This window comes from Streptomyces sp. 6N223 (genome assembly GCF_052246635.1).
Lineage (GTDB): Bacteria > Actinomycetota > Actinomycetes > Streptomycetales > Streptomycetaceae > Streptomyces.
Window position 1 is genome coordinate 1 of sequence record NZ_JBQQCA010000105.1, and the last position, 7153, is coordinate 7153.

Annotated in this window: 4 protein-coding genes; 3 read left to right on the plus strand and 1 reads right to left on the minus strand. The window is 72.8% G+C overall.

The window, feature by feature from the left end; translation table 11 throughout:
- Position 1: 1 nt before the first annotated feature.
- Complete coding sequence (locus tag ACTWQH_RS32290) at positions 2 to 3223, minus strand: non-ribosomal peptide synthetase (protein WP_443290373.1); 3222 nt, start codon at positions 3221 to 3223, stop codon at positions 2 to 4.
- Between the two features lie 338 nt (positions 3224 to 3561).
- Between ACTWQH_RS32290 and ACTWQH_RS32295 the strand changes: the two genes are divergently transcribed.
- The 3 genes from ACTWQH_RS32295 to ACTWQH_RS32305 all read left to right on the plus strand — a co-directional run.
- The gene (locus ACTWQH_RS32295; RefSeq protein WP_443290374.1) at positions 3562 to 4395 is read left to right on the plus strand and encodes a hypothetical protein; all 834 of its coding nucleotides are present in this window, start codon (positions 3562 to 3564) and stop codon (positions 4393 to 4395) included.
- Between the two features lie 100 nt (positions 4396 to 4495).
- Positions 4496 to 5257, plus strand: a complete 762-nt coding sequence (locus ACTWQH_RS32300; protein ID WP_443290375.1) for a thioesterase II family protein — start codon at positions 4496 to 4498, stop codon at positions 5255 to 5257.
- Between the two features lie 251 nt (positions 5258 to 5508).
- A partial coding sequence (locus tag ACTWQH_RS32305) for a type I polyketide synthase (RefSeq protein WP_443290376.1) occupies positions 5509 to 7153 on the plus strand: 1645 nt, incomplete at its 3' end.

The following is a 7153-nucleotide window of genomic DNA, read 5'->3' on the forward strand; positions in this document are numbered from 1 at the left end:
GTTACGCCTCGCGCGCGGCGCGGATGTGCGCCGCCAGGGCCTCGGGCGTGGGGGCCTCGAAGAGGTCCGCCAGCTTCACGGTCGCGCCGAGGGTCTGCTCGACCTCCTGCACGAGCCGCGCGCCCAGCAGCGAGTGGCCGCCGTGGGTGAAGAAGTTGGCGTCGGGGGCGATGTCGTCCCGGTCCAGCAGCTGCTGCCACAGCTCCACCAGGCTCCGCACCAGCTCGTCGGCGGGCGCGTCGGCGGCGTCCGCTCCGTCGTCCCCGGCGGCTCCGGCCGGGGCCCGGGAGGCGTGGGCCGCGGCCTCCTCCCCCGTGGCACCGCGCCCGGCCGCCGCCACGCGGCCGCGCGCCAGTTCCTCCAGCGCCAGGTAGTCGACCTTCTCGTTGGCGTTGGTGGGCAGCGCGTCCACGACCACGAAGTCCTGCGGGATCGCCGCCCGCGGGATCTCGGCGCGGGCGTAGTCCCACAGCTCGGCGGCCAGGTCCGATGCGCCGGCTCCGAGGGCGTTGGCCTCGACGAACGCCACCAGCCGCCCGTCGGCGCTGCGGTCGCCGACCACCACGGCCGCGGCGCCCCGCACCCCCGGGTGGCCGAGCAGCGTGGCCTCGATCTCGCCCAGCTCGATGCGGTTGCCGCGCAGCTTCACCTGCCGGTCGGCCCGCCCGGACAGCTCCAGCGTGCCGTCCGGCAGCCACCGGCCGGTGTCGCCGGAGCGGTAGAACCGGCCGTAGCGCGGGTGGTCGCCGAACCGCTCGGCGTTCAGCTCCGGCCGCCCGTGGTAGCCGAGGGACACGCCGTGGCCGGCGATGCAGACCTCGCCCCGCACGCCGACGGGCAGTTCGCGGCCGTCGGGGGCCAGCACCATCATGCGGGTGTTCCAGATCGGGCCGCCGACGCTCATCCGCTCGCCCTGGTCGGCCGGGATGACGCCCCACGTGCACCAGGTGGTGGTCTCGGTCGGCCCGTAGGCGTTGATGACCTCGCAGCCGGCGGCCAGCAGCCGCCTGGCGAGGGTGACCGGGACCGGCTCGGCGCCGGTGACGACGCGCCGGCCCGCCAGCCGGTCGGCGACCTCGTCCAGCACCATCCGCAGCGTGGTGGGCGTGGCCTGAATGATGCCCGGCTCGTGGCGGTCGATCAGCTCGCGCAGCACGCGGCCGTCGGTGCGGGCCTCGTCGGGAGCGATCACGATGCGGCCGCCGGAGTACAGCGGCACGTAGTGCTCCAGGTTGGCCATGTCGAAGGCGAACGTCGTCATCCACAGCGTCGCGTCCGCGGGCGTGGCCCGCAGGCGGTGGGTGTAGTCGGCGGCGATGTTGGAGATGGCGCGGTGCGGTATCAGCGCGCCCTTGGGCCGGCCGCTGGAGCCGGAGGTGTAGATCAGGTACGCGCACGCCTCCGGGTCGATAGGGGTGACCAGGGGGGCGGGCGGGGCCTGTTCACCGGCCCGCTCCCCGGCGTTCGGCCCGGCGTCGCGACCGGCGTTGCTCCCGGCGTCGGGGATGCGCGCCAGCGGCAGCCGCGTCAGCTCCCGCTCCAGGCCCGGCAGGTCGAGCTCCCGGTCGGTCGCCACCGCCCGTGCCCCGGAGTCGGTGAGCAGGTACGTCACACGCTGCGCCGGGTGCTCGGGGTCCACCGGCAGGTAGGCCGCGCCGGCCAGCCAGACGCCCAGGACCGTCGCCACCAGCTCCGGGGAGCGGGCGGCGGCGATGGCGACGATGTCGCCCGGGACGACGCCGGAGGCGGCGAGGGCGTCGCGGGTCGCCACGGCGGCGTCCCACAGCTGCCGGTAGCCGACCTCCCGGTCCCCCTGCTGCACCGCCACCGCCCGGGGGCTGTTCCCGGCGTGGCGGTGGACGGCCTCCAGCACGTTCGCCGGATCGAACTCGCGGGCGGTGTCGTTGGCCGCGTCGATCACGGCCCGGTCCTCCTCGCTCCACAGCAGCAGCTCGCCGGTGGGCCGGTCGGCGTTCGCCTCGCCGGCCGCGCCCAGCGTGGCCAGCAGCGCCTCGTAGCGCAGCAGCAGCGCCCGCGCGTCGGCGTGGTCCAGCTTCTCCGTGGAGTAACGGGCGGTGACCTGGATCTCGGCCCGGGAGGAGGCCACGAAGAACTCCAGGTCGAACTTGCTGTACCCGTTCTCCACCACCACCGGCCAGGCCCGCTGCCCGCCGATGGCGAAGACCGTCATCTCCAGCTGCGGGAAGTAGTTGAACAGGTGGCGGCACAGCCGGTTGCGCCACGAGGACGAGGCGCGCGGCACCAGCTCGGAGATGCTGTCCACCGGCACTCCGACATGCTTGAGCGCGCCGAAGTAGGTGTCGCGGGCGGAGCGGACCAGGCTGCGGAAGTCCGTGGCCGGATCGACCAGGAGCCGCAGCGGCAGCACGTTGGTGTGGTGCCCCACGGCGCGCGGCGCCTCGCGCGGCCGGACGCTGACGGGCGAGCCGACGGTGATGTCGGGGCCGGCGCCGTGAGCCGCCAGCAGCAGGTTGAACGCCGCCAGCAGCACCACGGCCTCCGGCGCGCGCAGCTCCCGCTGCAGCCGGTGGACGATCTCCCGCGTCTCGGGCGACAGCACGTGAACGACCTGGTCGCCCCTCAGGGTGGGGTCGGCCGCGTCGGGCTGTCCGCACCACAGGTCCAGGTGGCCGGGGTCGAAGTCCTCCAGCTGCTCGCGCCAGAAGGCGAGGCTCTCGGCCGGCGGCTCGGGTTCGTGGAAGGCGGCGACGGGCTCCAGCAGCGCCGCGGGCGGCGCGCCGCCGTCCACGATGCCCTCGTACGCCGCCACCAGCTCCTCCATCAGGGCGGTGCCGGAGATGATGTCGTACACCAGGTGGTGGAAAGCCAGGCACACCACGTCCCCGTCGGGGTGGTGGAAGAGGCCGGCCCTCAGCAGCGGGCGGCCGTCGAAGACGAACCGCTGGTTCAGGTAGGGCCGCAGGGCCAGGCCGAGCTCCTCGCCCACCTCCGGCGTCGCGGGGGTGATCTTCTCGGCCCGGTCGAACTCCTCGATCGCGACGGTGAACTCCTCGGGCGCGACGACGCCCTTCATCAGCTCCGCGCCCGTCGCGAAGTACACGGTGCGCAGCACCTCGTAGCGGCGCACCAGCGTCGCCAGGGCCTCGTCCAGCGCGGGCGCGCTGAGCCGCCCCTCGACGCGGAACGCCAGCGCCAGGTTGTTGGGTGTGCTTTCCGGAACCAGCCTTTCCAAGAGCCACATGGCCTCTTCTTTTCGGGTGGCCACGGAAAGTTCACGAATGGATCGCGTGGTGGACTTCGCTGCCTGTCCCAATGGGTCCCTCCAGAGCAGGCCAGATGACTTTCGACGATTTGATACTTTCCGCAGCACGATACGAGGCCCTTGGTAGCGGCGGAACCCCTAATCGGGAGGGCCCATTTACGCCGCGCGACGGCACCCCTAAGGGTGGGTAGGGGTAATGGAGGGGTACGGGCGTTCAGACCGCTCACCTAGGCTGAACCGGGCCCATCGCGATGCTGGGCCAGCACCACCGACTCGTATCCCTCGCATCCCTCGTATCCCTGGTAACCGGAGTGACGATGATCGAATCAGGCACCGAATCCGGCGCGTGGAAGTCCCTGGCCGACGGCGATATTACGAAGGGAATAACGCTCGCGGTCGATTTCGACACGACCGGGCGTCACGAGGCCCGCTTCGCCGACCTGGTGGCCAACCTCCAGACCAGCGTCAGCGTCTGGGAGACCGTCCCGCCGGCCGCCGGCAGCAGCGCGGCCGGCTCCGGCGCCGGCTACGTCGACCACTGGACGACGCCGATCGAGCAGTCCCGCCCGCAGGTCAACGCCGTCTTCGGGTTCTGCGGCGGCGCGGTGTACGCCGCCAAGCTGTCCGAGCGCATCAGCGAGTGGCAGCCCACCCAGCCGCTGCTGGTGCTCTTCGACCCCGAGCTGTCCACCTCCCAGACCCTCATCTGGCAGTTCCACAAGGTCATCGGCTTCCTCTCCTCGGTGATCTCCCCCGAGCTGGTCGCCCAGGCCCGGGAGATGGGCCAGCGCGCCTACGACGAGATCGGCGAGGTCAGGGCCCTGCAGGACGAACTCATCCGGCTGATGCGGGAGTTCGGCGAGCCCGCCCTGGTCAGCGCCGGGCTGGACGAGACGCGGCGCGAGGAGCTCTACGCCGTCTTCAACTCCTTCCTCAGCTACCTGGCCGCGGCCAGCGAGATCGACCCGCTCGCCGAGTGGCGCTACGCCACCGCCTACAGCTCCACCAGCCCGCTGAGCGGCCTCAACGCCATGCGCAGCGCCGGCCTGGAGATCACCGTCGGCCGCGAGATCCCCGTCGACGTCGACCACGCCACGATGCTGGCCGACAAGGACCTCGCGCTCGCCGTCACCGATCTCCTCGACTCCTGACGCGCCCGGACGCGGCACGACCCCTGCCACGACTTGCCACGACCCGCCACGACCCGCGACAACGCACCACCTGCCGACCACCTGGAGGTCCGGGACAGCGATGCCCACCATGACGGCCTACCTGCCCCCCGCCACCGACGTGCCCACGGGCAGCACCCGGCTGCTCTGCTTCCACCACGCCGGCGGCGCCGCCTCGGCGTTCGGCGACTGGCAGCGCCGCCTCGGCCCGCACGTGACGGTGCTGCCCGTCCAGCTCCCAGGCCGGGAACGCCGGGCGGCCGATCCCCGCTTCACCGACATCGACGCCCTCGTCACCGACCTCGACCGCTCCCTGGAGCCGGCGCTGGACGGGCCGTTCGCGTTCTACGGCCACAGCATGGGCGCCCTGGTGGCCTACCGCCTCGCCCTGCTGCGCGCGCAGCGCGGGCGCAGCCTGCCGAACCGCCTGATGGTCGGCGCCTACCCGCCGCCGCACCTGCGGGCGCCCATCACCGAGGCGCTGCGGCTGACGGACCAGGAGCTCACCCAGTGGCTGGGCGGCATCGGCGGCATGTCCGAGCTGGTCATGCGCTACCCCGACTGGGTCAGGGCGGCCCTGGAGCTGACCCGCGACGACCTGCGGGTCTGCCAGAGCCACGACCCGGCCACCGCCGCCCGGCCGCTGAGCTGCCCCATCGACGTCTTCGCCGGCCGCGACGACCCGCTGCTGCCGCTGGACCGCGTGTACGGCTGGGAGCGTCACACGACGGTGGGATGCCGCGTGCACCCCATGCCGGGCGGCCACTTCTTCATCCAGGAGTCGGCCGACGTCTTCCTGCGCACCATCGGCTCGCTGCTCTTCCCGGCCCTCCGCTCGGTTTAGCGGGTTTGGCCGGTTCAGCCGCCACCAGCCGGTTTGCCGCCGGTTTAGCGAGACTTCAGCGCGGCTTTCGACGCACTTATCCGCGCACCTGTCGACACGCTGCTCAACGCCCCGTTCGGCCCGCCTCCCCCGGCGGGCCGTTCGCGTTCCCGGCTTTAGAGGCCATTAAGTGACCTGTTAGCCGCGTGCCCGAGGATCGACCAAGCTGCTGATTATCTGGGGGAATTCGTGACCAACGCCGTGGGGAATTCATGACCAAGGACGCTGTCGCCGTCGTCGGACTTTCCTGCCGCCTCCCGCAGGCTCCCGATCCACGGGCCTTCTGGGACCTTCTCCGCCGTGGCGGAAGCGGCATTACCGCCTCACCCGAGGACCGCTGGGGCACGGGCGTCGAATTGCCGCCCGGCGGCTTCCTGGACCGCATCGACACCTTCGACGCGGCGTTTTTCGGCATCTCCCCGCGCGAGGCCGCGCTCATGGACCCCCAGCAGCGGCTCATGCTGGAACTGGCCTGGGAGTCCCTCGAGGACGCCGGCCTGCCGCCGGGCTCCCTCCACGGCAGCCAGACCGGCGTCTTCGTCGGCGCCATCGCCAGCGACTACGCCACCCTGCTGTATCAGCGGGGCGCGGGCGCCATCACCCCGCACACCGTCACCGGCCTCAACCGGGGCATCATCGCCAACCGCGTCTCCTACGCCCTCGGGCTGCACGGCCCCAGCCTCACCGTGGACGCCGCCCAGTCCTCGGCGCTGGTCGCCGTCCACATGGCGTGCGAGAGCCTGCGCGGCGGCGAGTCCGAGCTGGCCATCGCCGGCGGCGTCAACCTCATCCTGGCGCCCGAGAGCACCCAGAGCCTGACCAGCTTCGGCGGCCTGTCCCCGGAGGGCGTCAGCTACACCTTCGACGCCCGCGCCAACGGCTACGTGCGCGGCGAGGGCGGCGGCGCCGTGGTGCTCAAGCCCCTGGAGCGGGCGCTGGCCGACGGGGACCGCGTCTACTGCGTGATCCGCGGCTCGGCCGTCAACAACGACGGCGCCACCGGCGGCCTGACCGTGCCCAGCCCGGACGCCCAGGAGCGGGTGCTGCGAGCGGCGTACGCCCGCGCCGGCATCGCCCCGGAGCGGGTCGGCTACGTCGAACTCCACGGCACCGGAACGCCCGTCGGCGACCCGATCGAGGCGGCGGCCCTGGGCGCCGCCCTCGGCTCGGCGCGCCCGAACGGCTCCCCGCTGCTCGTCGGCTCCGCCAAGACGAACGTCGGCCACCTGGAGGGCGCCGCCGGGATCGTCGGCCTGCTGAAGGCCGCGCTGAGCATCGAGCGGGGAGAGATCCCCCCGAGCCTCAACTTCGCCACGCCGCACCCCGACATCGACCTGGAACGCCTCAACCTCCGCGTGCAGACGCAGCTCGGCCCGTGGCCGGCGGAGACGGAGAACGACGGGCCGCGCTGGGCGGGCGTGTCGTCGTTCGGCATGGGCGGCACCAACTGCCACGTGGTGCTGGAGTCGGCGCCGCTCCCCGCACCCGGTGAGGCGGGCCGGGTGTCGGCGCCGTGGGTCCTGTCGGCGAGAAGCGAGACCGCGCTGCGCGCCCAGGCGCGCCGGCTCCGGCGGTTCGTGACGGATCACCCGGAGGCCGATCCGGCGGATGTGGCGTACTCGCTGACGACCGGGCGGACGCACTTCGAGCACCGCGCCGTCGTGCTGGCGGCGTCGGAGGACCGGGCCGGGGCGCTGCGGGCGTTGGCTGCGGGTGAGCCGCATGCGGATCTGGTCACGGGCAGTGTGGTGGCGGGGAAGACGGTGTTTGTGTTTCCCGGGCAGGGTTCGCAGTGGCCGGGCATGGGCCAGCACCTCATGGCCACCGAGCCGGTCTTCGCCGACCACATCCAGGCCT